This window comes from Photobacterium ganghwense (genome assembly GCF_017329545.1).
Lineage (GTDB): Bacteria > Pseudomonadota > Gammaproteobacteria > Enterobacterales > Vibrionaceae > Photobacterium > Photobacterium ganghwense.
In genome coordinates, this window is sequence record NZ_CP071326.1 from 1,737,802 (window position 1) to 1,763,419 (window position 25,618).

Consider the following 25,618-nt stretch of genomic DNA (forward strand, 5'->3'; position numbering starts at 1 on the left):
ACGCGCCCCAGAGCCGGGACAAAATTAAAGAGCAGGGCGAATAGCATACAGCCCCAGCGAATCTCACACCGAGGCGGTACAGATGTGATTGGCTGGTTATTCGCAAGGTGGCGCGATGTGAATCAGTGCCAGTCCACCTAGCGACGTTTCACGATATTTCTTATTCATGTCTTTGCCGGTCTGATACATAGTCTCAATAACTTTATCCAGAGAGATAAGACATTTGCTGGTACGCTTTAACGCCATTCTTGACGCATTGATCGCTTTCATGGCCCCCATGGCATTTCGTTCAATACAAGGCACCTGCACCAGGCCACCGATCGGGTCGCAGGTCATTCCGAGTGAATGCTCCATAGCAATTTCCGCCGCCATGCAGATTTGTTCGTTACTGCCGCCACGCAATGCCGTCAGCCCCGCGGCAGCCATTGACGATGAGACCCCCACTTCACCCTGACACCCTACTTCCGCACCAGAGATCGAAGCATTGGTTTTATACAAAATACCGATTGCGCCTGATACTGCGAGGAAATCTTTCAGCTGCTTGGTATCCAGCGCCTTTATAAAACGATGGTAATACATCAATACTGCCGGAATGACGCCTGCGGCACCGTTCGTCGGCGAGGTCACAACCTGTCCGCCAGCCGCGTTTTCTTCGCTGACCGCAAACGCGAACAGATTGATCCAGTCCATGATCTCCATCGGATCATTTTCAATGGCGGCATTGGCTTCCAGCTTTTTCAGCAAATTAGGTGCACGCCGGGTGACATTCAGCCCACCTTCCAGAATGCCCTCTGTTTCAAAGCCGCGTTCCATACAATGAGTCATCACACGCCAGATTTGTTCGGCTTTGGTGTTAATGGCTGCCATATCCTGAAATGCCAGTTCATTTCGCAGAATCATGCCACCCAAGCTCATCCCATTCTTTTCAGCCCTGAGCAGCATTTCATCGGCAGAAGAAAAAGGAAACTCGACAGCGACCGGTTTCTCTGTACTGCCATTTTGCAACTCATCGCCAGTAGCAATAAAACCGCCGCCAATGGAGTAATAGGTCTCAAACGCCACGATTTGCCCCTGGCTGTCCAAAGCGGTAATGGTCATCCCATTTTCATGCAGAGGCAGATTTTCCTGATGAAACCGCATATCCGTCTGATAATTGAAGGCTATTTCATGACGGCCATCGAGCAACAACAGCCCCTTATCCATAGCTTGACGCATCGCCTGATTGGCACTTGAGATTTTGATGGTATCCGGCTTATTGCCCAACAGCCCCAGTATCGTCGCCCGGTCGGTATGGTGCCCGATCCCAGTCAGTGACAGTGACCCGTACAGATCCACCTGAACCCGAACTACCGATTCCAGTTTTGAATTAAGCAAACGGGTGAACTGGAATCCCGCAATCATTGGCCCATTGGTGTGTGAGCTCGAAGGCCCGACCCCAATTTTGTAGATATCAAAAATAGACAGCATAAACTCACTCATTATGTCAGTGCAGAATAAAGCCAATCAGGAATAACCATACAAAATGCAATGGTTGCGGCCGCAAACATCAGCAAACCGTAGTGGCTGGCAGTTGGCTTGGCAAAAAGGGACTTTTGATTTTTGAAGAAGGTTTGCTGTTCCGCCGTATTGCTCCCCCACCAATAACTGGTGACGATGCCACATAACAGGAACACAACGGTACCGACAGGAGCAAACCAAGGCCAGGCGATGTTCAGCATCATGCAGCCAAATACCGCAGCCACGCTGGCAACACTGCCCACGATAATGCCCACCTCATTCGCGCGGGCACAAAATAACCCCAACAAAAATGAGCCCAGTCGAATACCGACAAAAATCGAAGTTAAACTCGCAATGGTTTTGAGTACAGATTCATTAGAAACCGCCAGCAATGCCGGAACAACCACTAAAGTGGCAGCTAGCAGGCTCATTCTACGGGCAATGCCGTCATAGTGACTACCCGGGGCTTCGGGGCGTACAAAGCGCTTATAAATGTCGAAAGTGACAACGGTCGCCATCGAATTATATGTAGAATCCAATGTCGACATAGCCGCTGCCGCCAACGCAGCAATCACCAGCCCGATGATGACGGGGTTGGTATGGTAAAACACAAAATCGAGGATCACTTCGTTACTGTTTGCAAACGTTGTGTCCTGATAGAACAGGCTTAACAATACCCCCAGTATCGAAAAAAACAGATAAATGAAAAAAGCGCCATAGCCGCAAAGCAGCATCGACTTCTGAGCTGTTTTTTCGCACTTGGTGGCTAAGGTACGCTGGATAATTAACTGGTTGGTGCCATACACGCTGAGGTGCAAAAAGCTGACTGCCACCACGCCCGCCCACAAGCTAGTGTCGACCCCTAGGTCAAACGTCAGGTTGACAATATTGAGGTGATCTCGAGACAGCACACTCGCGGTATTCACTTCCATCAGCAACACCGCAAAAATGGCGATACTGCCCGCCACTAACACCGCCGATTGCAGCATATCCGTCCATATCACCGTCGAGATACCGCCGGCATAGGTATAACCTGCAGTAAAGATACTGATGTAAATAATGGCCTCGGAGATACTGATCGGAAGCACCTGCACCAGAATCAACGACACCGCATACAAGATGATACCGGCTGAAATGCACTGCACAACAATAAACACGACAGAGTTTATTGTTCTGGCATACACCCCAAACCGATGTTCGAGATACTCATAGATTGACGTCAAACCCAGCTTGTAAAACACCGGCACAAAGAAGACTACGGCGAAAAAGATAACAATGGGATAGTTAAGATGAACGCTCATCGCTTCCATACCTGCGCTGTATACCCAACCGGGCATACCGACAAATGTCATCGCACTGATGTAAGTCGCCAGGATCGACACACCAGCGGTAAACCAACCAAATTGTTTGCCACCGGTAGAAAAGTCGCCACTTACTTTGTCGCGCCGATTCACTAAATAGCTGATTAAAATGGTAATTGATACGTATAACGCGATCACCACAAAACTTGAGTACGTAACCATTTTAAGGTTTTCCTAATCCCTGTCAGTGATTGATTTTCGAGCCATATTACTTAAAAAAACCCACCATGGATTAAACACCAACCATAACTGTGACTAGAATCACCAAGATTACTGAGAGACTATTCAGTAACTGTATAACCAGTTCCTGAGTGAGATCCAGATCACCAAAACCCACAAAATGGGTACGCACTCATTTTAAACTTGATAATGATCACAGATCATTTAACCGGAAAAAAATTACTATCCTCAACGCAATGAAAACGGGAAGGATCCTTGAGCGATCATTATCCGTGAACTTAAAAGTCCACAAATCCTAATTGAAATAGAGGTTTATCGGTCATGAATGCCAAACGACACATGAGCGAAGTTCCTATGATTCAAAGGGTAACGGCCTATCTAGCGATTCTGGTCGGTTACTTTTTCTATTGTTATAACTTTGTAATTATTGATTACGTACGCCCATATATTGTTGAAGCTTACGACGGGATCAGCCTGTCAGATACTGCACAGTTCTATACCTGGCAATCCGTCGGTGCCTTGATTGGCGCATTGAGCTGTGCCTGGTTCGCCACAAAATTTGGTAAGAAATCCACGCTGATCGCCATCACTGCGTTAAACGGTGGCGCGACCATCATTAATATGATGTTTACCGACTACTCAACCTGGGCAGCGATGCGTTTCATTATTGGTCTTTCTCTGGGAGGCTATTTTACCGTTGCTGTCAGCCTGATGATTGGCCTGTTTACCCCGACAGTACGCGGGAAGCTGACCGCATTTGCTTCATCAATGTTCTCCGTTGCCCTGATGGTAATGGGTGCGTATGCCGCCTTTATTTCAAGCGTTGACGCCCCTTGGGAAAGTTTGATGTGGGTCGGGGGTGTTCCGCCTCTGGTCGCCGCCGTGGCCATGGTATTTGTGCTACCGAGCGATAAAAAAGTGATCGCTTACGGGGAAGAAGATCAAGACATGGGATCACAGGCAGATCCTACCCAATCGAAAGCTAAACAAGGCTCCTGGGGCGAGATGCTGAGCAAACCCTATCGCATACTCACCATCACCTGTCTTCTTCTTGCGGGTCTGAACTTCTACGGCTACCAATTTTTCAGCGGCTTCGTAACAACGTACCTGAAAGAAGTGCGTGAGTTCGACGGCTCCACCATCGGCGTCATTTTCTCCATCTCAGCGTTTGGTTCTCTGTTTGGTGCCTGGGTTTGGGGGGCTATCGCCGATAAATTTGGCCGAAAAGTGAATGCCTTTGGCTTCATATTGGCGGGCATCATGGCGTCGGTCTTCTTTGTAGCACCGGGAGATCTGATGATTGGCAGCCTCAACATGCTGGCTATTCTCGGCCTGATTTACAACTTTGGCCTCTCGGCTTCTGCGGTGTGGGGCGGTTACTTCTCTGAACTGTTTCCGGCTCATCTGCGCAACTTTGGCGCAGCCTTGTTCCACGGAGGCCGAATCATCGGCATGTGGGCGCCAATGGTACTGATCTTCATTCAAGAGCGTACGGATCTGCAAACGGCGATGTGGGGTTCCCCTGTTGTATGGATTGCGGCGGGTCTGTTGTGGCTGTCCCTACCAGAAACACTCAAAGGCGGTCTGTTCGACAAGAACAAGAAAGCACAAACGGCAAAAGCCTGACTGAAATGACATATCCGGTTGGTACAACCAGCCGGAACCCCAAACATCTTCAAGCCCTGCGCCCAAGCGGGCTCGACAGCAAACAAGAGAGATTACAATGGCGAAATATCAAGAAGCTAAAAGTGTTGTTCGCAACTATTTTTCGGCGATGGAAAACGCAACCCATGAAAACGTGGCCGAAGTGCTGAAGGCTCATACGTCTGACGACTATTTATGGCGCGGCGTGTACCCGTTCCGCGAACAGCAAGGAGCCCAAGCCGCCGCTGACGTTTTCTGGTCACCGTTGATGAAATCAATGACTCGCATGCAGCGACGTCAGGACATCTTTATCGGCGGTAATAACGAAATCAATCCTGATGAAATCTGGGTAATGAGCATGGGCCACTTCATGGGGCTGTTTGATACGGAATATCTGGGAATGCGCCCAACCGGAAAAATCATGAACATCCGATACGCAGAATTTAACTGTGTTGAAAACGGTAAAATCACGAAAACAGGTTTGTTCTTGGATCTGCTAGGTGTCATGGATCAGGCAGGTTGTTACCCACTACCACCATCAACCGGCAAACACTACGTGTATCCGGGCCCACGTAACCATGATGGCCTGCTGTTTGAGGATGCGGCATCCGAAGAAGGCATTGCCACACTGGCTCTGGTTAACAAGATGGTTGATGACCTGTCAGCTCTTAACGACAGCGGCGCGATGGGTTGCCCGCCGGAAGTGCTTGAAAAAAGCTGGTCGAAAGACATGATTTGGTACGGCCCGTGTGGTATCGGCGCTTCCTATACCATTCCACGCTACCAGCAGCAGCACCAGCTTCCCTTCCGTAATAACCTGAAGGATAAGAAGTTTAATGGCCACGTTTGCCGCTTTGCTGAAGGCAACTTTGCTTGTTTCTTCGGCTGGCCGAACCTATCTAATACTCCGATCGGCGGCTTCCTGGGAATGACTGGCGGTGAAATCCGTGCCGATATGCAGGTGGTCGATGTTTACTACCGTGACGGTGACAAACTTTCTGAAAACTGGGTACTGATTGACCTGCCATACTGGCTGAAACAGCAAGGTCTGGATGTGTTCGAGCGCACACAGAAGATCATGAATCCTTCACTTTAAGCCAGTCCTCAAGCCAATCTTACAATCAGTCCCAGCGTCCGAACGCTCCTCTGTTCGGGTGTCAGTACCCAACTTGTGCCTCATCATGGATGAGGCACTCTTTACCTCGATCTGTTGCCTCCGTCTCGACTGACAGTCTCTCATTGATTCAACAAACACGGACGAGAACCCACAGTGGTTCTCTTCAGCAAACATTCTTCAACAAGTTTTCTTCAAAAGCTTTCTTTAGCAAAAATTAAGAGACTGAGCAGAGCATCTGGCTCCAGATAAATGGCGATCAGATGTGGCTACTGCTCACGGGGAGAATGCTTCGATGGGGAATTTTTATATTGGCGTGACCTTCCACGTCGACGATAAGAGTTTGAATCACCTGTGATGCTAAAACTCTATTCCGACCGGGTCTAATGTCTGATTTACAATGACTCAGGCCGAGATCAGGTTGTCACTCAGAGACAGCCATCGCTCAGCCAAAGTGGTGCGTTAAGAAAAGTGGCAAATGAACCAAAGTCGTGGAGGAACATAAATAGTGGAGGAGCCAAAGCGATCAAGTTAACTAAAGTGATGACTTAACCAGGCATTGATCCGTTGACCCACATTCACAGGCTGCTCTAACGTTGACAGGTGGCCACAATCCGCAATGATGTGTAAAGTGACATCAGGTATCTGCTCTGCCATTAAAAGATGGTTACCGATAGGACAAAGCAAATCGTCCCGGCCAGTCACCACCAGTGTCGGCACACTTATATCACGTAGCAGCGGTCGGGCATCCGGACGTGAAGCCAGAGCATTTGCATGCGCCTGAAAAGCGTCGATACCCACATTAATGGCCATAGTCGAAATGCAGTCAGTCAGCCGCGTGTCACCCAACCGACTCGGATGGATCAGCAGCGGCATCAGAACATCCGGTGTAATGGCCTCAAACTCACCATTCAGCGCGCGCTCCACCAGCGCATTGCGTCGCTCGCTCACCTCTGGTTTTTCATCAGCCGCATTAGTGTCCAATAAGATCAGCCCTTTCACCCGCTCGGGGGCCTGACGATATACTTCAAATGCGAGGATGCCCCCCATCGACAATCCGCCAAGCACAAAGTGCTCCGGGGCTTCCTGAAGCACCTTACTCGCCAGGTGCGTCATCGAGTCCAAATACCCCAGCTGAGCCGTCTCTGGCGTCACCCATTTCGGTAATGTCTGATTCACCTCAGCAAACAACGTCTCATCACACAGTAGTCCGGGAAGCCAGAGCAAAGACAGAGGCTGTGCCATGTTACACTCCTTTTGAACATCCCGGTTTACCCGGCAGATCCGATCCCATCACAGAGTAGGTAAAACTATTGCCACGAAGATTTTTCAGTGCATAAGATGCCCCTTCCGGCACACTGAATACATCCCCCCGAGTCATTACCAGACGGGCCTCTTCGCCATCCTGTTCGACACAGACTTCGGTATCACCGTCAAAGTTAATAAGCACTTCTTTGACGCCACGATTGTGCGCTGGAATCGAGGCTCCTTCCGACAGCTCATACGCCATAATGCTTACGTCATCGGCACTCTTTACCTGAAAATCGTATTCCGCGGCCGGATGACCGGTTAACGCATATTGCTTTACGCCAGAAGAAGAAAAATCGCTGCTGATCGTGCGATAGTCACGCCGCAACGCAACAAATGGCATCATCTCCTCAGTAGTGTAGTTATCAAACGTGTTCAGCTCGTCTTGGGTCAGTAGCGGCATCAGCTCCTCCGTGTTCGGGATAGGATCACCGTCAACGGTATCCACCAGTGAACCATCTGCTTTGAGATACAACCCATAGCCCTGACTGTCTTTGATTACGTTTGGGTGCCAAGTTACGCCGCCACCAGAGTCATCGCCACCCAGTACCGAGAACATGAAACCATAGTCACGCCCCACTACCTCGAAACCACGGAACAAGTTGGTCGGGATAGAGATAACATCACCGTGAGACAATACCGCTTCGTGTTCACCATTGTTGCCCCAGTAAAAACGGAACAGGCCTTTAAACACAATAAACAACTCCGCAGTGCGGTGTGAATGCAGAGAGTTTTTAATACCCGGCGGCTGACCGGCCGCCCCTATGTTAAACCCTGCCGTCTCACGGATATGGACATGCTGACGACTGCTTTCCGCCACGCCGGCACCAATAATACAAAAGTTGTCTTTCATATCGCTGCCCGGCGTACGGGCATCAATGAAGGCACTCGTACCGGGAATCAGCTCCAGGTAACGCACCAGGTTATGATCAATTGCTTGTTGCAGAGACATAATAAGAATCCTTTCATCCATTACAGCGCTTTTAGTCAGACGCTTTTTATAAAACGTCCTTTGTAAGATGCACTTTTGTTAAAGCTAAAGGCTCAGTTTCCCAGCGGACGGCCACCATCAACGGAAATTGTGTTACCCGTCGAAAACGTCAGCACTTCCGCCGCCGCATAAACGGCATTCGCCACTTCATCATCACTGGCCAGGCGTTTCAGCGGCGTCGACATTTCTTGTTGATTTCGCCAACTGTCATCTAAGCCTTTGACGAATTCGGTATCGACGAGGCCAGGAGCAACGGCCAAAACACGAATATCCGGCGCCAGTGCGCGGGCCAATGAGCGAGTCATGTTTTCCGTCGCCGACTTACTGGCACAATAAGCAATGTTGCTGCCCATGGCCGTCTGCGCCGCAATAGACGTGATGTTAACCACGCAGCCACCAGCGTTTCTGAGTAAGTGAGTAAACGCCCTGACCATCGCAAAGGGGGCCCTGACATTGACTCGGAAGATCTGATCAAACAACGCATCACTCAACCCATTCAGATCGGAGTGAGCAACAAATTTGGTCATACCTGCACAGTTCACTAACAAGTCCAGCTTACCGCCGATTTCAGAGACCTGAGCGGCCAGATCCACGATGGCGGATGAATCTTCAACATTGAGCGAATAAGCAAGATGGCCGCCCCCCGGCAACACAGAGAGCAGTTCCTCCGCCGCCTGTTTATTACTGTTGTAAGTCAGGACAACACGGTAACCGGACTGCGCCAGTTTGCGACAAATGGCGGCACCTAAACCGCCACTGCCGCCTGTTACTAAGGCAATTTTTGACATATCACGCCTCTTCGACTTTGCCTTTGTAACGGCGAACCCGGATATCAGCCTGCTCTTTGTGGCCGGCAAACCCTTCAAGCGCACACAGCCGTGAGCAGTACTCACCCACTTTCAGCGAGGCAGCTTCACTGACACGCTGGTAAGTACAGGTTTTAATAAACTTGCCGACCCACAATCCACCGGTGTAGCGCGCCGCTTTTTTGGTCGGCAGGGTATGGTTAGTCCCGATACACTTGTCGCCATAAGACACATTGGTTTCACGCCCAAGAAACAGCGCTCCGTAATTTGTCATGTTAGTGAGGAAATATTGAGGGTCCCGAGTCATCACCTGCACATGCTCAGAAGCGATCTCATCCGCCACAGCCACCATCTCTTCATAGCTGTTACACACGATAACCTGACCATAATCGGCCCATGCTTTGCCTGCCACTTCCGCCGTCGGAAGAATCGTCAGCTGACGCTCAACCTCTTTGATGGTTTCTTCGGCAAATTGCACACTGTTGGTCAACAGCACTGCCGGTGAGTTATAACCGTGCTCAGCCTGGCCCAGCAGATCAGCAGCAGCCAGTTCAGGATCACAGCCTTCTTCATCGGCAATCACCAGGGTCTCAGTCGGCCCCGCAAACAGATCGATACCCACACGGCCAAACAGCTGGCGCTTTGCTTCTGCCACAAACGCATTTCCCGGGCCGACAATCATATCGACCGGGGCAATCGTTTCGGTTCCCAGAGCCATAGCACCCACGGCCTGCACGCCACCAAAGCAATAAATTTCATCCGCTCCCGCCATCGCCATCGCCGCAACAATCGCGACATTAGGCTGGCCATTAAACGGAGGGGCACATGCAATAACACGTTTCACGCCAGCCACTTTAGCCGTCAGGACACTCATGTGTGCTGAAGCCACCAGCGGGTATTTCCCCCCAGGGATGTAGCAACCCACACTGTTGACCGGAATATGTTTGTGGCCCAGCACGACACCCGGCAGGGTTTCCACTTCGACATCTTTCATCGAGTCACGCTGGATCTGCGCAAAGTTACGGACCTGCTCCTGAGCGAATTCAATATCATGACGAGTAGACTCATCCAGAGCATCGACACACGCCTGAATCTGCTCAGGTGTCAGACGAAACTGCTCTGGTGACCAATTATCAAACTGCTCTGATAGTGCGCGTACGGCACTGTCTCCACGATTCTCAATATCCGCCAGAATGTTCTCCACCGTCTGACGCACTTTCGCGTCGTTTGATGCTGAGACTTCTTCCGTGATTCCGTTTTTCAAAATGCGAGCCATGCGACTTTCTCCTTGATGAGCTGAGGCAAACGATAAGTTAATTTCGATATTTGGATACGAATGCAAAACAACGATAAACATAAAATTAACATTAAGCAAGACACTGTCTCCACCATCAAAAAATCCACCAAGGCACTGATTTTTATTAACTTCCGTTTAAATTGTGAAGAATTTTAGGTGTCTTAATTCGATTTCAACCTCATTAATGATAAATGGATCACACAAATTTCACTCTTTATTTACAATTTTAAATGTTAGATTTTGCATACCTTTGCAACCGGAGTTAACAATGTTCAATTTCAAACAATCAATCAGTGAGCAGGTTCTAATAGGCACGTTTGTCAAAACCCCTCACCCGCACATCATCGAAGTGCTGGCAATAGCGGAACTGCCTTTTATTGTCCTGGATGCCGAGCACGCCCCTTTCGACAGGGCAAGTCTTGATGTCTGTATTCTGGCTGCAAGAGCACATCAGTTGCCTTGTCTTGTCCGGGTACCGGACAGCAACCCATCGACCGTGCTCAATGCTTTGGACTGCGGTGCGACTGGCGTGCAGATCCCCCATGTCTGTACAGCGCAACAAGCCGAAGACATCGCAAGAATGTGTCATTACGGAGAGCGTGGAAGGGGCTATGCTGGCTCAAGCCGGGCAGCATGCTACACCACCAAACCAATGGCACAGCACCTGTCAGACAGCAAAGCAAAAACGGTGGTGATTGCTCAGATTGAAGACCCGGAAGGCGTTGAAAATATTGAGCGTATTGCGCAGGTTGAAGGGATTGATGCGCTTTTCATCGGACAGGTGGATTTAACCGTCGCCTATGGGGCAAGCAGTGTGAATGACGATCGTGTGACTCAGGCCAGTATCCGGATTATTGAAGCTGCAAAAGCGAGCCATAAACCGGTGGGCATGTTTGTCGCGACAGCCGAAGCAGCAAAACAGTGGGCAGAGCTCGGTGTGCAGTTTTTCTGTGTCGGATCAGAGCATAAGATGATCATCGACGGCTTCAAAAGAGAAATAAATGTGATGAATTCATAAGTTTTTTCTTCTACTTATTGAGGATTACCGGTCTCGACTAGACACGCAAATCATTCAGCTCATACACTCTTGGCTTACGCTAAGTTAGAGGAGTATCACCATTAAAGCGAAAGTGACTTCGATGGACGTCGCCAAAATGCTCGGCGTCTCACAATCGACGGTATCCCGGGCATTCAGTCCGACAGCAAGCATCAGCGAGAAAAAGCGCAAAATGGTGATGGATGCTGCGGCCAAACTGGGTTACACGCCTAACGCAATCGCCCGCGGCCTGATCTCCAACCGCTCCGGACTGGTCGCTATTGCCTTAGATAGCGAATCGAACCCGATGTACGATCTCCAGTCCCGGGCATTAGCACTCGAAATCCAACGGCGTGGCGGTCAGGTTGTTCTGTGCCCAATCGACAAGGATGATCTCGACCTGGCCATCTCGCGCGCCATTGAATATCAGGTGGATGGGCTAATCATTGCTACCAGTCGACTGACTTCTCGCGCTTTTGCCCAATGTGAGAAATTTGGGGTACACCTAAGCCTGATTAACCGTTATGCGGAAGGGATTAATGCCAATATCACCGGTATTGATAATCAGCTGGCAGGTAAACAAGCAGCAGAGTACCTCAGTCGCAAGGGACACAGGCAGTTAGCCTACGTCAGTGGTGATGCAGGCTCGATGACCAGTGAAGAACGCTGGCGAGGTTTTTCGTCTACATTGCAGGCACTGGGGTTACCATCCCCCATTTTTATCCAGGCCAAATATAGCTTTGAAGCGGGACTGGCGGCAGCCAGTGAAATTTTGGGGCATGGGATGAAGCCCGATGCCATCTTCTGTGCCAACGATATTCTGGCCATGGGCGTAATGGACGGTTTGCGGCAAAAAGGCGCGGTGATTCCTCAAGATTATGCCGTCATGGGGGTTGATAACATTCCTATGGCAGCATGGCCGAGCTACAACCTGACCACCATCGCCCAGCCAATAGATAAAATAGTGAAGCGCACCGTCGAAGATCTGATGAACCGGATTAACGCTAATCAGGATGCAGAAGGCGCTTATCTGTTCGAAGAAGGTACTCTGATCGAGCGCGGCAGCGTTTAGGCACTTCAATCTGCTCGAACGGCAAAGATGCCGTTTTCACAAACACTAAAAAGCCCTGCCTTCTTGGCAGGGCTTTTTTATTGCCATCCCGTCACGTTCACCTTACTGCTTTCTGCTTTCTGCTTTCTGCTTTCTGCTTACGCATAACGTGCTGGGTCCATCCCCCAACTGAAAAAGCCACATTGGATTCGTATCCAATTTAATTCGTCAGGATGAGGTAATCATCACTCGCCGTAAACGTCACTCCCCCACAGTTCTCCTCCCCATACGGTAATGGTTGAATATTCATAATCAGTGCCAACAAACGAATAGATTCATGCCATAGACGACGATTATTTCCTGTCAAAACGCTATTTATTATTTTATTAAAAACCCGATCGCGAGCACAAACCACACACACAAGAAAAACATTCCATTGACATAAACGCAACATTCTACGATTTTGGATACGTAATCAAAAACCAATTACAGCATGCATTCAACAAGGAGAGAGTTTATGGCTATGGCAGGCTTTGACCCAAAGTGGCGTGATTTTCCCGATTACATTCTGGGAATCACGAAAGAGATCTGGGAAGACAGAGGGCTGCACACTTTACAGCACTATTACGCGCCAGACATTATCGTACGGACGCCGCTTTCCATTGTAAAAGGTAACGACAATGTCATCAGTGCGACCATGGGTACACTCGCGGAATTTCCCGATCGCACCCTGTATGGCGAAGATGTCATTTGGTCTGGTAATCCCGAGCAAGGCATGCTTTCTTCCCACCGCATTATTTCAACCGCCACCCATGCCAACCATGGCGCATTTGGTCAAGCTACCAACAAGAAACTCCAGTTTCGCATCATCGCCGACTGCCACGCCATTAATAACCAGATTAACGACGAGTGGATGATCCGCGATGTGGCTGCCATTGCCCACCAGTTAGGGATAACTTCAGAAGCGTTCGCACGCCAGCAGATTGAACAGGAAGGCGGCGTTGAATCCAGCCCTTTCCCGTTTACCCCTGAGCAGGATGTCGCCGGCCCTTACACCGGCATCGGCAATGACAACGAATTCGGCCAGCGATACGAAGATATTCTTCAACGTCTGATGCGCGCTGAGTTTTCTGTTATTCCTCAAGCATATGACCGGGCCTGTATCGGCGAATACACCGGCGGCCAAACGGCACTTTCTCACGCGGGTATTGATCAGTTCTGGATGTCACTCCGTTCAGCTTTCCCTAATGCCACCTTCAAGGTTCACCATCGCATTGGCCGTAACGACGACATGATGTCACCACGTGCAGCCATTCGCTGGTCACTAGAGGGCAAACATGAAGGCCACGGCATCTTTGGGAAGCCGTCAGGCAAGGACGTTTACATCATGGGTATCAGCCACGCCGAATTTGGTCCCTGGGGACTACGTCGTGAATTCACCCTGTTTGATGAAACCGCCGTATGGAAACAAATTTTGCTCCAACAGGGATAAACCGGCCCCCTCGGTTAAGCCGTTCATACTCACATAATGTAAGGAAACACCATGTTTTTGAATAAAATAGAGCAGTTTTACCACGACTACTTTCGCGCTTCTGCCGATGAAAAAGCATCTATCGCCCAACAGTACTTGAACCCGGATGTGAAATGGTGTGTGGCTCACCCTGTTAATGATCTGAACAACCCTCAGTCTGCGCATGAGCAGTTCCTCATCCAGTTGCAATCCGCCTTGCCGGATATTGAGCGCCGCCCGCAAATCGTCATGGACGGCGAGTACGAAGGCCGTACCTGGTACAACTCGACAGGTTACTTTGTCGGTACGTTCGACAATGCCCTGTTCGGTATCCCGGCGACAGGCAAGACACTGTATTTACGTTACACCGAGCTTGTGTGTATCGAAGACAATCAGATCACCGAATCTTATATGATTCCGGATTTCATCGATGCCATGAATCAGGCCGGTGTGAACCCGCTGCGCAAGAGCCTGGGACACGACGGACTGGTTCCGGCACCGGCAACCTGTGACGGTTTTAACCACGGTGCGGTTTGCCCTGATCGCAGCCAGAAAAGTCTTCAGTTAGTACTGGATATGCTGGCCTGCCTGGGTCGCTTTGATGGCAAAGACCTGTATTCGATGGATCTCGAAAACTACTGGCATGACGACTTCATGTGGTACGGCCCGGCGGGTATTGGCACCACACGGGGCATTAAAGGTTTCCGCAACCACCACCAGGCACCATTTGTATTTGCGTTCCCTGATCGCGGGGTGACTGTAGACATTAATATTTTGGCTCAAAATGACTACGTATCCACTGGCGGTTGGCCTCACATGTTCGGTACCCATACCGGGCACAGTGGCTGGCTGGGCATGGCACCAACCAGTAAAAGAATCGATCTTCGTGTCATGGACTTCTGGCGTCGGGAAGGCGATTTACTGAAAGAAAATTGGGTCGCGATCGACATTATCCACATGCTGCTGCAACTGGGTTACGACGTGTTCGCGCAAATGAAAGAGCAACTGGAGGGGCCAACGTATGCATGAATTCGGCACACTCAACTGGTTAATTCTTGGCAGCTACATTGTGCTCACCCTTATATTGGGCGCGGTGATCGGTAAGAAAGTCACCTCAGCGAACCAGTTTGCGCTGGGTGACAAAAACATCCCATGGTGGGCCATAGGTATCTCAGTCGTGTGTACCTATGTGAGCGCCATGTCATTCCTTGGCGGACCGGCTTGGTCCTACAAGGAAGGGCTGTCAGTCATTGCCATTCACCTTAACTACCCATTGGTGATATTTTTCATCGTGTCGGTATTCATGCCATTTTTCTACGGCAACGGATTGACCTCGATTTATGAATACCAGGAACGCCGTTTTGGTAAGGCATCCCGCCTGACGCTGTCAATGATCTTCCTGATCAAGCAAGCCCTGAGCTCTGCCGCTGTACTTTATGCGACCGCGATGATTCTAGAGTTCATTACGGGTATCGACGTGGTGTACTGCATCGTCATCGTGACCGCTATCGCGCTGATCTACACCGTCATGGGCGGCATTGCGGCAGTGATCTGGACAGACGTGATTCAGGCCTTCATTCTGTTCGCCGGTGCCTTTATCATCATCGAAGCGGTATGGAACGGCATGCCTGCCCCCATGACGGATATTATGGTCAAGCTCAAAGCGGACGGCATGACCGATGCCCTGTTAACCAGCATGGATTTGAGCCAGGTGACGACCGTTTGGGCTGGTGTGATCGCAATGACCATGTTCCACACTACGGTCTACGGCGGTAACCAAATGATGGTACAGCGTTGCATGGCAGCCAAAAGCATGGGCGATGCAAAAAAAGCAATGCTGATGATGGGTTATGTAGCGTTCTTCATCTACTTCGTGTTCATTCTGCTGGGTGTGTTGTTCTACGCCTATTACGACGGCAAAGAGTTTGAAAACGGCAACACTATCATTCTGCATTACGCCAGTGAATACGGCATGCCGGGCCTGATGGGGATCATCGCAGCCGCCATTCTGGCCGCCAGCATGTCGAGCCTGGATTCGGCGTTCAACTCCATGGCGACCGTTTCGGTGGCAGACTTCTACCGCCGTTTTTACAAGCCGGAAGAGTCGGATGAGCATTACCTCAAAATGTCACGCGTCTTTACCGTTGCCTGGGCCATTTTGGTTATCGTGCCAGCGCTGATGTTTGCGACCAGTACCGGATCAGTGCTGGAAGTGTTGAGTAAAGCCGGTTCCTACTTTGTTGGGGCGAGTTTCTGTATGTTTGTGCTGGGTTTCTACTCTAAACACATTACAGAAAAAGGACTGCTGATCGGGGTCGCAGCAAGCTTCATTGCGATTTGGTATGTGGCAGTGGCCACCGACATTTCATGGCCATGGTACTGTGTGATTGGTGTGGTGGTGAACAGCGTGGTTGCCTATGTTACCAGCCTGGCGTTGTCCGGCAAGCAGAAAACCATGCACCTGTATACGGTCAAAGGCCAGCAAGCTGAATTTGCCCGCCTGAACAAGCCCATCAAGCAAGACGGCTGGTATGTGGTGCCGGGTAAAATCGATGCACCCTGTTACGGCCTGCTGATGATGTTTGCCTTCTCTATCGTCTTGCTCTGGGGCATCAATGAGTTTATCGATAATGCGCCGCTATTAATCAATTTTGTCCGAGGCTGCTCCGTGCTTATCGTACTGAGTTTGCTTGGCTATATCGCTTATTCTTTCCGACGCCCGGCTCGCAATCAGGATGTCGAGCAAACCAATTAGTCGTAGTGATTATTGATAAACGTACGTTATTGATAAACGCACGTTATCAATAAGCGAATCCTAGTTAACATTGGCTGATACAAGCCGCTCAAGTACCGCAAATGCTTGAGCGGCTTTTTTCACCAGCACTTTTGGTCAACACCGTTGCCGATCGTCGCGATTAGCCGCTGTTATAATGCGATCCACCCGCTCGATAGGCCTGTTCAGAATTGGATTAACCCAAACCCATGAGTAAACTCTGCTTGACCCCTTTAAATTTCGAGTGTTAACCTGCCTCTATTTATGAATACGTACCTATTTATGTTACTCTACCGACTCTTCATCAGGCTGGTAAGCAACACACATGAATTCACCAAAAAACACGGTTACATCCAAAGATGTCGCTAAGTTAGCAGGCGTTTCTCAGTCCACGGTTTCCCGGGTATTTATACCGGGCAGCTCTGTATCCGAAAAAACCAAGCAGAAAGTGTTTGAGGCCGCAAAAGCTCTCAACTATCGGCCCAACGCCTTTGCGCGCAGCCTGACCACCAACGAATCCAGACTCATTGGTCTGGTTTTTCCGGATGCCGACTACCCTATTCATATGAAAACCCTGCAGCTGATTTCCAGTGAATTACAGAAACAGGGCTACTCGACGGTCTTAATCCCCTGGCAGGTTGATGAAAAAGACAATCACTCAATTCCGAACATCTTCCAGTACCGGGTTGATGGTGTGATTGCCGCTTCGGCCACCTTTAATAAGACCCTGTATGAAGAATGTGAAGAGTTCAATATTCCGGTAGTGCAATACGCGCGGGTGGTGGAAGGAACCAGAAGCAGCTATGTCATCAGCGACAACTATGAGGCAGGGCAACAAGCCGCCCAGCTCTTGCACAAAACCGGCGTTACGTCGGCCGTGTACCTGACCGGTGAAGTGCCAACATTTACTAACGTTGAACGAAAAAATGGCTTTATTGCTGAATTTGAAGAGCTAGCCGGGCAGACACCAAGAGTGGTTGAGGCGTCCTACGATTACACCAGCTCGCTGGATACCATCCGCGAGCTGTTACAAACATCACAGCGACCAGAGGCCGTGTTCTGTGCCACCGATAACCTTGCGATGGCTGTAATGGATGTTGCCCGCTTGGAATGTGGATTAGACATTCCTGACGATTTGCAGGTGATCGGGTTCGACAATATTCCGCAAACCGAATGGCTGAGCTACCAGCTCACAACGTTCCGCCAGGACTTTAAACGTCTGGCGCGCGAGTCGGTCAAAATCATCGTGGATCAAATCTGCAATCAGAACAGCAGCCTGGTCAAGATGATGGTCCCGGTCAAACTGATTGAACGTAAGACCACCAAGGTCTGATCACAGTCTTTCCTGGCGAACTACCAGATTTTCAGCCTGTCTGACGGCGGTAAGTACATGCCGTCGCCGGGGCTGATCTGGTAGGTATCATGGAACGCATCCAGATGGGGGAATATGCCGTTTACCCGGTATTTCCCCGGCGGATGCCCATCGATTTCCAGAAACTTCAGCAACGTGGCCTCGCGAAGATGGCTACGCCATACTTTCGCGGCCTGCTCAAAGAAATCACGGTTGGCTTTTTCTATCTGCAGTTTGAGCTCATGTTCATTGGTACTTCCCGCCGCTTTCACCATGCGAAGGTTGGCACGATGAGCAATATGCAAGCCGTTCAGATCCCCCAGAATTTCCCCCAGTTCCAGCTCGCCGTTGAGGTAATGTCCCGGCAAAATCTCATACGCATTGGCCTGTGTCACCGCCCTTTTCGCTACCGCGTTAAATTTTTTTCTGTCCTCTGGTGTCCACCAGTTTCTCAAATTTCCCTCGGCGTCATACTGGCTGCCTTGGTCATCAAAACCGTGGCCGATTTCGTGACCGATAATAAAACCTATGCCTCCCATCTGAGCCGCATCGCTCCAGGACGCATCAAAGAACGGTGGCTGCAAAATCGCCGCCATTAGCATGAATTTGTTCGCTGAAGGCTGGTAGTAAGCATTTACCATGGTTGGGGCCTGAAGCCATTCATCCGGGTCGACAGGTTTGTTCAGCTTGGCCACCATTTCCTCATGGTCAAACAACGCAATCCGTCGTGTGTTGCCAATCAGATCATCCGGGGTAATTGTCAGTGCGCTGTAGTCCTTCCAGGTTTTGGGATAACCAATATAAAACCGCATTGCCTCAAGCTTGGCGAGTGCCTGTACCTTGGTCGGCTCACTGAAGAAGGTTGAATCGGTTATCGCACTCCGGTATTCCTCTTTAATGGCCTGAATGATCTTCTGAATCTGGGCCAGTTCGTCATCACTGAAATGATGTGCGACATATACCCGACCAACCAGCATGTCGGCTTTTTCTTCCAGGAAAAAAACCGAGCGAAGCCATTGCGGCATGTCTTTCCCTGCGATACCCATTTTCCGGCGATAAGCATTAACTTCATCCTGAAAATCGCTCGACAGCAACGCGGCATGCTCAGCAATCAACCGCATTCGAAGGTAGTCCTGCCAGGTTTCGATTCTGGTGTTGGCAAACAGCGCATTGAGCGCGACAAGGTATGACGGTTGCTTGACGACCATGTCCAGTTCAGGCTCAAAACCCAGAACCGACAGCATATCTTTCACTGGGAAATGGGGCAGAGTTTGTTGAAGTTTGGCAGTATCAAACAGGTTATAGGTTTTCTGAGGATCCCGGTTCTGAGCAGGGGTCCATTGAATCTGCGCCAGCTTCTGTTCCAGATTGATTACCCGTAATGCCCTTTCCTTGCCGTCATTAAAACCCGCCAGAGTTAACATGTTTGAGATGTGCTCCTGATACAACGCCCGAATCTTCTGTGAGCGATCATCGTCGCCTACCAGCACGGCCTGCGTCTGGCCCAGACCGTACTGCACCACGGTGGCAATGTAACGAGAGGAATTTTTAGCATCATTGGTCACGCCAATAATCAACGGGCCACCCACTCCCAATTTTTCCAGTTCGGCGAAGGCTCTGGCTATGCATGAGTGATCCTTACAGTTATCGATCATCTCGAGCTCCGTAGTGAGCGGACGGATCCCCAGCTTATCGCGCTGTTCGATATCGTTGTAAGAAAGGTATAAGTCCAGCAACTGCTTCTCGTACGGCGCTAACGGAGACGTTGCCTTACGCAACGTTTCCAGCGTATCCCATACCTGCTTGTTCACATTCAGAGTCACTTGCGTAAAGTTGTCGATGCCCGGTAAATCCTCCGGAATAGGCGTCTTTTCCAGCCAGTCGGCATTTACATATGTGTAGAAGTCATCCTGTGGCCGAGGCTGAGTCGCCGCCGTTGCAAAAGGAACAGATAACGTCATTAGCAGCCAAATTGATACAAACAACAACAGCAGACTGCAAACCGATTCAAAAACAGATTTCACATGCATGATTACGCCCTCTGAAGGCAGGCTACGCCATATCAATACCGTATAGTTTAGGGTAGTTGGTGAGGGTTGGTTTTGGGGAGAGTTAGGGGCTAGATAGAAGAAGGGGAAATTGGTATTGGACCATTTATGAGTTAGGGAGTTAACTGGGTTTACAGGTTACCGATCGTTTCAGTGTATGCATCACTGCCGGTAGAGAATTGATTTGATTTAAATGAAAGGTATGCTGAGTTAAATGATTTTCGATTAGCTCTATACCAAGCCATATAAACATAGTTATATGGCTTGGATTTCATTACTGTTCGGACAACTGATTAAGAAGAATGTTGGGGGTTAATATCTGAGGCAGAATCTCTGGAACGTCTGACCCTTTTCGATACCATAAATAAAGTGGTACACCTGAGCGTTTATGCTTTGTCAGGAATTGAGTGATGGCACTGTCACCATTGGTCCAATCGCCGACCATGGATACCACACCCTGTTGATTAAACACCTCTTTCACGCTGTCTCGTTCTATCGAGGTTCTTTCATTCACTTTGCAAGTCAAACACCAATCCGCCGTGAAGTACAAAAACACATCGTGCTCAGTTTTCAACTCATCCAATTTTGCTTGATCGAACTGCAAAGCATTGGGCTCTATTTGAGATGGCTGTGCCAACACATCTGAATCCCACGAGACCATCACTAACAGCGGTAACAGGCTCAACACAATGGCTGGCCACCAACGCATCTTGCGTTGTGAGACTTGCCATAAACCGGTTAACCACATGCCAAATGTTGATAGCATGGTCGCCGAAATGACCAACAGTGTGAAATCGCTGCTGGCCTGACGCATCAATATCCATAACAGCCCCAGCACAGTGATAAACATTGGCAGCGCCAGGATGCGTCTTGCGGTGGCCATCCACGCTCCCGGTTTTGGCAGCACCGTCCGCAACCACGGGATAAAGCTCACCAACAAAAATGGCAACGCCATGCCAAATCCTAACCCGGCAAAGATCATAAATGCGCTAACAACCGGTAACACTAATGCTGCGCCTAATGCGGTCGCCATAAACGGACCGGTACATGGAGTCGCGATAAACGCGGCAAGTACACCGGTCCAAAAATCCCCTTTTGGCCCTTTAGATTCTTGTAAGCTCGAACCAGACGTTAAAGTCCCAAACTCATACAATCCCGCCAGGTTAAAACCGATCGCATTCATCAACAGAATCAACGTCGCGATAACAACTGGGCTTTGCAGTTGAAACGCCCACCCCACCTGATGACCCAGCGCTCTTAACGCCAGAATGATACCGCCCAGCACCACACACACTAAGACTGCACCGAACGTGTAGGCGAGAGCACCTGCTCTGGCTTCTTTTTCGGAGCCTTGATGCGCAATGCTTAAAATTTTCAGGCTCAAGATTGGAAACACACACGGCATGATGTTGAGCAATAGGCCACCCGCAATTGCTCCCAGAAACGCGATGATAGAGAGCACGATGTCGTTATCCTTCCATGAATCCGGCTGACCGGACAACGAACTTGAAGCATCGATACGCTCTGCCTGAAATCGCAACGAAGTACCATTATTGAGCTCGAGGACGCCTTCAAATAAGTCGCCGTCCAAGTCGCCTTTCGTCGTAGTCATCGTGAGGCGATCATCTTTTAAAGTAAATTGTTGAGCGGCGCTGTTAGACATTAAATCGTTGATGACGGGATAAACGTGCGCGTTCTTAATATCGACAGAGCTGGGCAATGGCAAACGTAGCGTAAACGTCTCGTCGCTGGTGTAAAACTGCCCGGTTTCGTTGATGGGTTTAGGGATTAATGCCTGCCACTGGTTAAACCGATTTTGCAGAGCGCTATCTTTTGCACCGTCACCAACCGTCAACGTCGTGCTCAATGACTGACTTTCCGGTAAACAACTTTCTGGGTTGCACACCAAGTAATTGAGCTCGAGATTTAAGTCGACAGATTCACCTTCTTGATAATCTTTGCTGATCATCAAAGGGGCTAACAGCACATATTCACCATGGTAGATGTAATTCATTAAACCACTGGTGAGCAGTTGGCTTGGCGCCGGGTAGGCAAATTCGCCAACAGTCACACCTTCAGGTAAAGACCATTTGAAATTATTGGCAAACCCAGCATCACCTGGGTTTTTCCAATACCCATGCCAGCCTGCTTGAGGCGTCATTTTTAACGCTAGCGTATGTGTTTGACCAACAGACGGGTGTTCAGACTCTGGAAAAATCGAAACAGACAGTAAATTGTTCGGGTAATCATATTGATTACTCAGCGCTTGAAATGAAACAATCATACAAGCGATAAGAGTCATTATGCGGACGAAAATAGCGACGCACTTCATGGCTTTCATCTCTAACAGTTAGAACAATGGCTGTTATTATTCATTTGAAATTAAAATAACAGCCATTGTTGGACTTTTATATCCTAGAGTTTCACAGTGATGCTAAAACATTCTCAAATTCACTATCCTGTACAGATACTTTCGATTCAATGCGTCCATTCTTATCAATTAAAATAATTGTTGGGATTTGATTGACATCAAACTTTTCAAATAGCTTTCCATTACCATCAAATACAATCGGTAGACTTGTTCCATAACTCTTTTTATATTCGTGAAGTTCAGCAACTGAGGACCAAACATTGGTGGAGATAGAGACCCATTTCATATCTCCTGATTGAGATTTCACTTCGAGAAGTTCGCGCACTTTAGTACACGCCTTTGAAGACTCCGGTGCCGTCTCTTCCAAATACCATTCGCACCAAGGGCCAAAAAATACCAGTCCGACTTTGTCGCTATTTGTATGACCAAATTTTACTTCAAGGCTTTTGTCATTGATCGTGGTGAAATCTAAACCTTGCAACGTATCGCCGACTTGATACGCACGTGTAGTCGGCTCAGACGAGCTAGCGTAGGTCACCTTGTCAACGGAGGGTTGTTTAATGGCACGCTCAAGTTGATGATGAAAATCTTCGTCATCGACATGGCCAAAGTATGAAAACAAGCCTTGTTTATCAATCAACACATGTTGTGGGGTAACCCTTAATTGAAACGCACGAGCGAGTGTTCCATCATCAATCACTGTCGGCATCGTCAGTCCCATTTTTGCCATAAACGGCTTCACAGACTTTACGCTGTCATTAATACCAGTGTTCACGGATATCACTTCTATTTGATCATGGTATTGCTGGTATATTGCTTCGAACCCAGGCATTTGCTCACGACAAGGTATACACCATGTCGCCCAGAATTTGATATAGACAGGTTTATTTCCATACACTTCGCTCAAGTCTATGACGGTGCCGTCAATGGTGGTGATTTTCATATCCGGCGCTGGTTTCCCAACCAAAAGCTCGCCCGCCGATTTAGCGCGACGTTCACCGTCGGCTGAGTAGTCCATTTCTTCCGCATGAGCTTGCTGATATAAGGGAGTGAGGAATAATACTGTCGTAAATAAGAACTTTAAATATTTTTTGTACATAGGCTTCATATTGAGCATCCTATTTGAAGTGACTATAAAGGTTTAAGTAAGGAAATTTATAATAATTTGGTTTTGATGAAGTTTTCTTCTAGATGTGCCAATAGTTTTTGACGAATGAATTTAATATTATTTTCGATGACATCATGAGAAGAAACGGTACTTTCAATAGCGAAAAAACTGACACTGTTTATACCAATCGTGCTGAGTACTTCTTTCATATAAGGTGTAAAGAAGTCGGGTTGATACGCATCATTTCCTGAAAACTTCCCACCGGAAGAAATAAGCACATACACAGGTTTATCGTCTAATAATTCCCGGTTGGCGTTATTGCGAACGTCTTTTGGGCGCGAACCACATGATCCACCCAACTTTTTAATCCGGAAGGCAACGAAAAGTTATGCATCGGAGACATCACGATCACCATGTCGGCTTCGACTAAATCGTCGATAAGTCGATTCGACAACGCGAGACTGCCCTTCGACTCATCATAATATTGTTCAGTGCTCGCCACGGAGATTGAATATTCATTATCCACCTGCGGCAGTCGCGTCACGTTTTCTTCCGTCACGCTCACAGGCGTGAGCATCGACACACGTTTAAGCAGGGCTTGCGCAAGGAAATATGTCGAGGACGCTTGTTGCCTCGAACTACTGTTAATCAATAGTATTTTCATATTATCTCCAAATCTTCGATAATCACACCGTATTGGTAGTGATGTTACAAACTAATATGGCTTACAATAAGAGCCATAAGTTTAAGATTTTTATGGACCATGATTGGACATGCAAAAAGGCCAGAACAAACTGTTTGCCTATAAACTGGTTTACAAGCGTATTCACACCGCGATTTTAGAAGGCGTGCTCAAACCCGGTGAACGTATTCCATCCGCACGTGCCCTCGCCAAAGAAATGGGGCTATCACGTGGCAGCGTGGAAGAAGGCTACGCTCTTCTGAAATCCGAAGGTTTTATTGAAGCAAAAGGACAAGCTGGTACGAGAGTCAGCCAAAACCTTATTGAGCAACCGAAACCTTCTTTGAACGACGTGACCGTTCGTCAGCCCGGCTTTACCACCGATCTTCAAACAACAGATATCCTCCCTTTCCAACTTGGGATCCCTGCGCTGGATGCTTTCCCCTTTAAAACTTGGGCAAGGATGGCGGCCAGAAACGCGCGCAATACCGCCATAGATAACCTGACGTATCCTTCTGTTTATGGCTTGCCAGAACTGAGATTGGCGATTGCCCAATATTTAAACTTGTATCGCGGGGTGCAGTGCCAACCGACGCAGGTATTCATTACTTCCGGCTATGTAAACTCCATAAAGTGGATCACCAAGGCATTGCTCTCTCCTGATGACAAAGTGGGTGTCGAAGACCCAGGTTATCCTCTCACCAAGTTGATCTTGGAGAATGAACGCCTGACTCCTGCTTTTGTGCCTGTCGACGGCAGTGGCGTAACAATTCCTAAAGAACGCGAGATTAAGGCTCTCGTTGTTACCCCTGCACATCAAAGCCCAACTTGCGTTTCTCTATCACTGCAAAGACGGCAGATGTTATTGGATTGGGCCGCTGGCAATGACAGTTGGATTATTGAAGATGACTATGACGGCGAGTACCGACACACGGGCTTACCGCTACCTGCTCTAAAGAGCTTAGATACTCAAGACCGCGTCATATATTCTGGTACTTTTAGCAAAGTTCTTTTCCCTAACCTCAGAACGGCTTACATTGTGGTTCCGCAAAACTTGGTGAGTCGTTTTGAACAACTCTCCGATTTGTATGCAGGCAATGTCGCCGGATTAACCCAACTCTGTATTTTCAACTTCATGCAAGAGGGACATTTCACCCGTCATATTCAGCGGATGCGCAAGCTATATCGCAAACGCAGAGAATTCGCGGCTAAATTGTTTGCGCAATATTTGGGAGATAACCTCTCCATTGAGCCTCAACCTGGCGGGATGCACATGATATTAAAATTCAACGATCCCAACTGTAATGACGTTGAGATTGCGAACAAGCTCTTACATGAAGGGCTCTATTCTCAAGCTCTGTCTCAGTGGTCTTCAAAGAAAACTCATCCAGGTTTGATTCTCAGTTTCACCAATATAAAAACAGAAGAAGAATGCACAGCGTTGATATTAAGACTAAAAGCACTGCTTTAAACCTCAATTTATAACGCGT

General features: G+C 48.8%; 18 protein-coding genes and 1 pseudogene. 9 read left to right on the forward strand and 10 right to left on the reverse strand.

The window, feature by feature from the left end; all coding sequences use genetic code 11:
* Positions 1-96: 96 nt before the first annotated feature.
* Together FH974_RS23950 and FH974_RS23955 are read right to left on the reverse strand one after the other, a co-directional pair.
* Positions 97-1,467 carry an L-serine ammonia-lyase gene (locus FH974_RS23950; protein WP_047886288.1) on the reverse strand — a complete coding sequence of 457 codons (1,371 nt, stop codon included), beginning with the start codon at positions 1,465-1,467 and terminating at the stop codon, positions 97-99.
* 11 nt (positions 1,468-1,478) lie between these two features.
* Positions 1,479-3,020, reverse strand: a complete 1,542-nt coding sequence (locus FH974_RS23955; RefSeq protein ID WP_207103868.1) for a sodium:solute symporter family transporter — start codon at positions 3,018-3,020, stop codon at positions 1,479-1,481.
* A 339-nt stretch (positions 3,021-3,359) separates the two neighbouring features.
* On the opposite strand from FH974_RS23955, the gene FH974_RS23960 reads away from it, so the two are divergent.
* The gene (locus FH974_RS23960; protein ID WP_207103869.1) at positions 3,360-4,664 is read left to right on the forward strand and encodes an MFS transporter; all 1,305 of its coding nucleotides are present in this window, start codon (positions 3,360-3,362) and stop codon (positions 4,662-4,664) included.
* 97 nt (positions 4,665-4,761) lie between these two features.
* Positions 4,762-5,778 (forward strand): nuclear transport factor 2 family protein, encoded by a 1,017-nt coding sequence (locus FH974_RS23965; RefSeq protein WP_207103870.1) that lies wholly within the window; start codon positions 4,762-4,764, stop codon positions 5,776-5,778.
* Positions 5,779-6,327: 549 nt separating this feature from the next.
* Here the strand turns inward: FH974_RS23965 and FH974_RS23970 are convergent.
* The 4 genes from FH974_RS23970 to hisD form a co-directional block, all read right to left on the reverse strand.
* Positions 6,328-7,041 carry an alpha/beta fold hydrolase gene (locus FH974_RS23970; RefSeq protein ID WP_207103871.1) on the reverse strand — a complete coding sequence of 238 codons (714 nt, stop codon included), beginning with the start codon at positions 7,039-7,041 and terminating at the stop codon, positions 6,328-6,330.
* Position 7,042: 1 nt separating this feature from the next.
* Entirely contained in the window at positions 7,043-8,056 is a 1,014-nt protein-coding gene (locus FH974_RS23975; RefSeq protein ID WP_207103872.1) for a cupin domain-containing protein, read from the reverse strand.
* A gap of 92 nt (positions 8,057-8,148) precedes the next feature.
* Positions 8,149-8,883, reverse strand: coding sequence for an SDR family NAD(P)-dependent oxidoreductase (locus FH974_RS23980; protein WP_207103873.1), 735 nt, complete (start codon positions 8,881-8,883; stop codon positions 8,149-8,151).
* Position 8,884: 1 nt separating this feature from the next.
* Complete coding sequence (gene hisD / locus FH974_RS23985; protein ID WP_207103874.1) at positions 8,885-10,177, reverse strand: histidinol dehydrogenase; 1,293 nt, start codon at positions 10,175-10,177, stop codon at positions 8,885-8,887.
* Positions 10,178-10,466: 289 nt separating this feature from the next.
* Here hisD and FH974_RS23990 point away from each other — a divergent pair, with 289 nt between their 5' ends.
* The 6 genes from FH974_RS23990 to FH974_RS24015 all read left to right on the forward strand — a co-directional run bounded on the left by FH974_RS23990 (position 10,467) and on the right by FH974_RS24015 (position 17,901).
* The gene (locus FH974_RS23990; protein WP_207103875.1) at positions 10,467-11,216 is read left to right on the forward strand and encodes an HpcH/HpaI aldolase family protein; all 750 of its coding nucleotides are present in this window, start codon (positions 10,467-10,469) and stop codon (positions 11,214-11,216) included.
* Between the two features lie 136 nt (positions 11,217-11,352).
* Positions 11,353-12,306 carry a LacI family DNA-binding transcriptional regulator gene (locus FH974_RS23995; protein ID WP_047886412.1) on the forward strand — a complete coding sequence of 318 codons (954 nt, stop codon included), beginning with the start codon at positions 11,353-11,355 and terminating at the stop codon, positions 12,304-12,306.
* Positions 12,307-12,802: 496 nt separating this feature from the next.
* Entirely contained in the window at positions 12,803-13,777 is a 975-nt protein-coding gene (locus tag FH974_RS24000) for a nuclear transport factor 2 family protein (RefSeq protein ID WP_207103876.1), read from the forward strand.
* A gap of 51 nt (positions 13,778-13,828) precedes the next feature.
* Positions 13,829-14,824: a nuclear transport factor 2 family protein gene (locus tag FH974_RS24005; protein WP_047886297.1), complete on the forward strand. Its 996-nt coding sequence runs from the start codon at positions 13,829-13,831 to the stop codon at positions 14,822-14,824.
* Positions 14,817-16,550, forward strand: a complete 1,734-nt coding sequence (locus tag FH974_RS24010) for a sodium:solute symporter family transporter (RefSeq protein ID WP_207103877.1) — start codon at positions 14,817-14,819, stop codon at positions 16,548-16,550. The genes FH974_RS24005 and FH974_RS24010 overlap by 8 nt, the downstream gene beginning before the upstream one ends.
* Positions 16,551-16,893: 343 nt before the next feature.
* Positions 16,894-17,901, forward strand: coding sequence for a LacI family DNA-binding transcriptional regulator (locus FH974_RS24015; protein ID WP_047886299.1), 1,008 nt, complete (start codon positions 16,894-16,896; stop codon positions 17,899-17,901).
* 20 nt (positions 17,902-17,921) lie between these two features.
* Here the strand turns inward: FH974_RS24015 and FH974_RS24020 are convergent, their stop codons facing one another.
* The 4 genes and pseudogenes from FH974_RS24020 to FH974_RS24035 form a co-directional block, all read right to left on the reverse strand.
* Complete coding sequence (locus FH974_RS24020) at positions 17,922-19,949, reverse strand: M13 family metallopeptidase (protein WP_207103878.1); 2,028 nt, start codon at positions 19,947-19,949, stop codon at positions 17,922-17,924.
* A gap of 292 nt (positions 19,950-20,241) precedes the next feature.
* Positions 20,242-22,308 (reverse strand): protein-disulfide reductase DsbD family protein, encoded by a 2,067-nt coding sequence (locus FH974_RS24025; RefSeq protein WP_242551924.1) that lies wholly within the window; start codon positions 22,306-22,308, stop codon positions 20,242-20,244.
* Between the two features lie 82 nt (positions 22,309-22,390).
* Positions 22,391-23,446, reverse strand: coding sequence for a redoxin domain-containing protein (locus FH974_RS24030; RefSeq protein WP_207103879.1), 1,056 nt, complete (start codon positions 23,444-23,446; stop codon positions 22,391-22,393).
* A gap of 47 nt (positions 23,447-23,493) precedes the next feature.
* A pseudogene (locus FH974_RS24035) lies at positions 23,494-24,110 on the reverse strand (FMN-dependent NADH-azoreductase).
* A 109-nt stretch (positions 24,111-24,219) separates the two neighbouring features.
* Here FH974_RS24035 and pdxR point away from each other — a divergent pair.
* Entirely contained in the window at positions 24,220-25,599 is a 1,380-nt protein-coding gene (gene pdxR / locus FH974_RS24040; protein ID WP_207103880.1) for a MocR-like pyridoxine biosynthesis transcription factor PdxR, read from the forward strand.
* Positions 25,600-25,618: the final 19 nt, after the last annotated feature.

What these genes read in the sequence shown, in the direction of transcription:
- FH974_RS24025 (WP_242551924.1), bottom strand. Translation starts at nt 22,308, where the DNA reads ATGAAAGCCATGAAGTGCGTCGCTATTTTCGTCCGCATAATGACTCTT.
- FH974_RS24010 (WP_207103877.1), top strand. Translation starts at nt 14,817, where the DNA reads ATGCATGAATTCGGCACACTCAACTGGTTAATTCTTGGCAGCTACATT.
- FH974_RS23955 (WP_207103868.1), bottom strand. Translation starts at nt 3,020, where the DNA reads ATGGTTACGTACTCAAGTTTTGTGGTGATCGCGTTATACGTATCAATT.
- hisD (WP_207103874.1), bottom strand. Translation starts at nt 10,177, where the DNA reads ATGGCTCGCATTTTGAAAAACGGAATCACGGAAGAAGTCTCAGCATCA.
- FH974_RS23980 (WP_207103873.1), bottom strand. Translation starts at nt 8,883, where the DNA reads ATGTCAAAAATTGCCTTAGTAACAGGCGGCAGTGGCGGTTTAGGTGCC.
- FH974_RS23965 (WP_207103870.1), top strand. Translation starts at nt 4,762, where the DNA reads ATGGCGAAATATCAAGAAGCTAAAAGTGTTGTTCGCAACTATTTTTCG.
- FH974_RS23995 (WP_047886412.1), top strand. Translation starts at nt 11,353, where the DNA reads ATGCTCGGCGTCTCACAATCGACGGTATCCCGGGCATTCAGTCCGACA.
- FH974_RS24020 (WP_207103878.1), bottom strand. Translation starts at nt 19,949, where the DNA reads ATGCATGTGAAATCTGTTTTTGAATCGGTTTGCAGTCTGCTGTTGTTG.
- FH974_RS24030 (WP_207103879.1), bottom strand. Translation starts at nt 23,446, where the DNA reads ATGAAGCCTATGTACAAAAAATATTTAAAGTTCTTATTTACGACAGTA.
- FH974_RS24000 (WP_207103876.1), top strand. Translation starts at nt 12,803, where the DNA reads ATGGCTATGGCAGGCTTTGACCCAAAGTGGCGTGATTTTCCCGATTAC.
- FH974_RS23970 (WP_207103871.1), bottom strand. Translation starts at nt 7,041, where the DNA reads ATGGCACAGCCTCTGTCTTTGCTCTGGCTTCCCGGACTACTGTGTGAT.
- pdxR (WP_207103880.1), top strand. Translation starts at nt 24,220, where the DNA reads ATGCAAAAAGGCCAGAACAAACTGTTTGCCTATAAACTGGTTTACAAG.
- FH974_RS23975 (WP_207103872.1), bottom strand. Translation starts at nt 8,056, where the DNA reads ATGTCTCTGCAACAAGCAATTGATCATAACCTGGTGCGTTACCTGGAG.
- FH974_RS23990 (WP_207103875.1), top strand. Translation starts at nt 10,467, where the DNA reads ATGTTCAATTTCAAACAATCAATCAGTGAGCAGGTTCTAATAGGCACG.
- FH974_RS23960 (WP_207103869.1), top strand. Translation starts at nt 3,360, where the DNA reads ATGAATGCCAAACGACACATGAGCGAAGTTCCTATGATTCAAAGGGTA.
- FH974_RS23950 (WP_047886288.1), bottom strand. Translation starts at nt 1,467, where the DNA reads ATGCTGTCTATTTTTGATATCTACAAAATTGGGGTCGGGCCTTCGAGC.
- FH974_RS24005 (WP_047886297.1), top strand. Translation starts at nt 13,829, where the DNA reads ATGTTTTTGAATAAAATAGAGCAGTTTTACCACGACTACTTTCGCGCT.
- FH974_RS24015 (WP_047886299.1), top strand. Translation starts at nt 16,894, where the DNA reads ATGAATTCACCAAAAAACACGGTTACATCCAAAGATGTCGCTAAGTTA.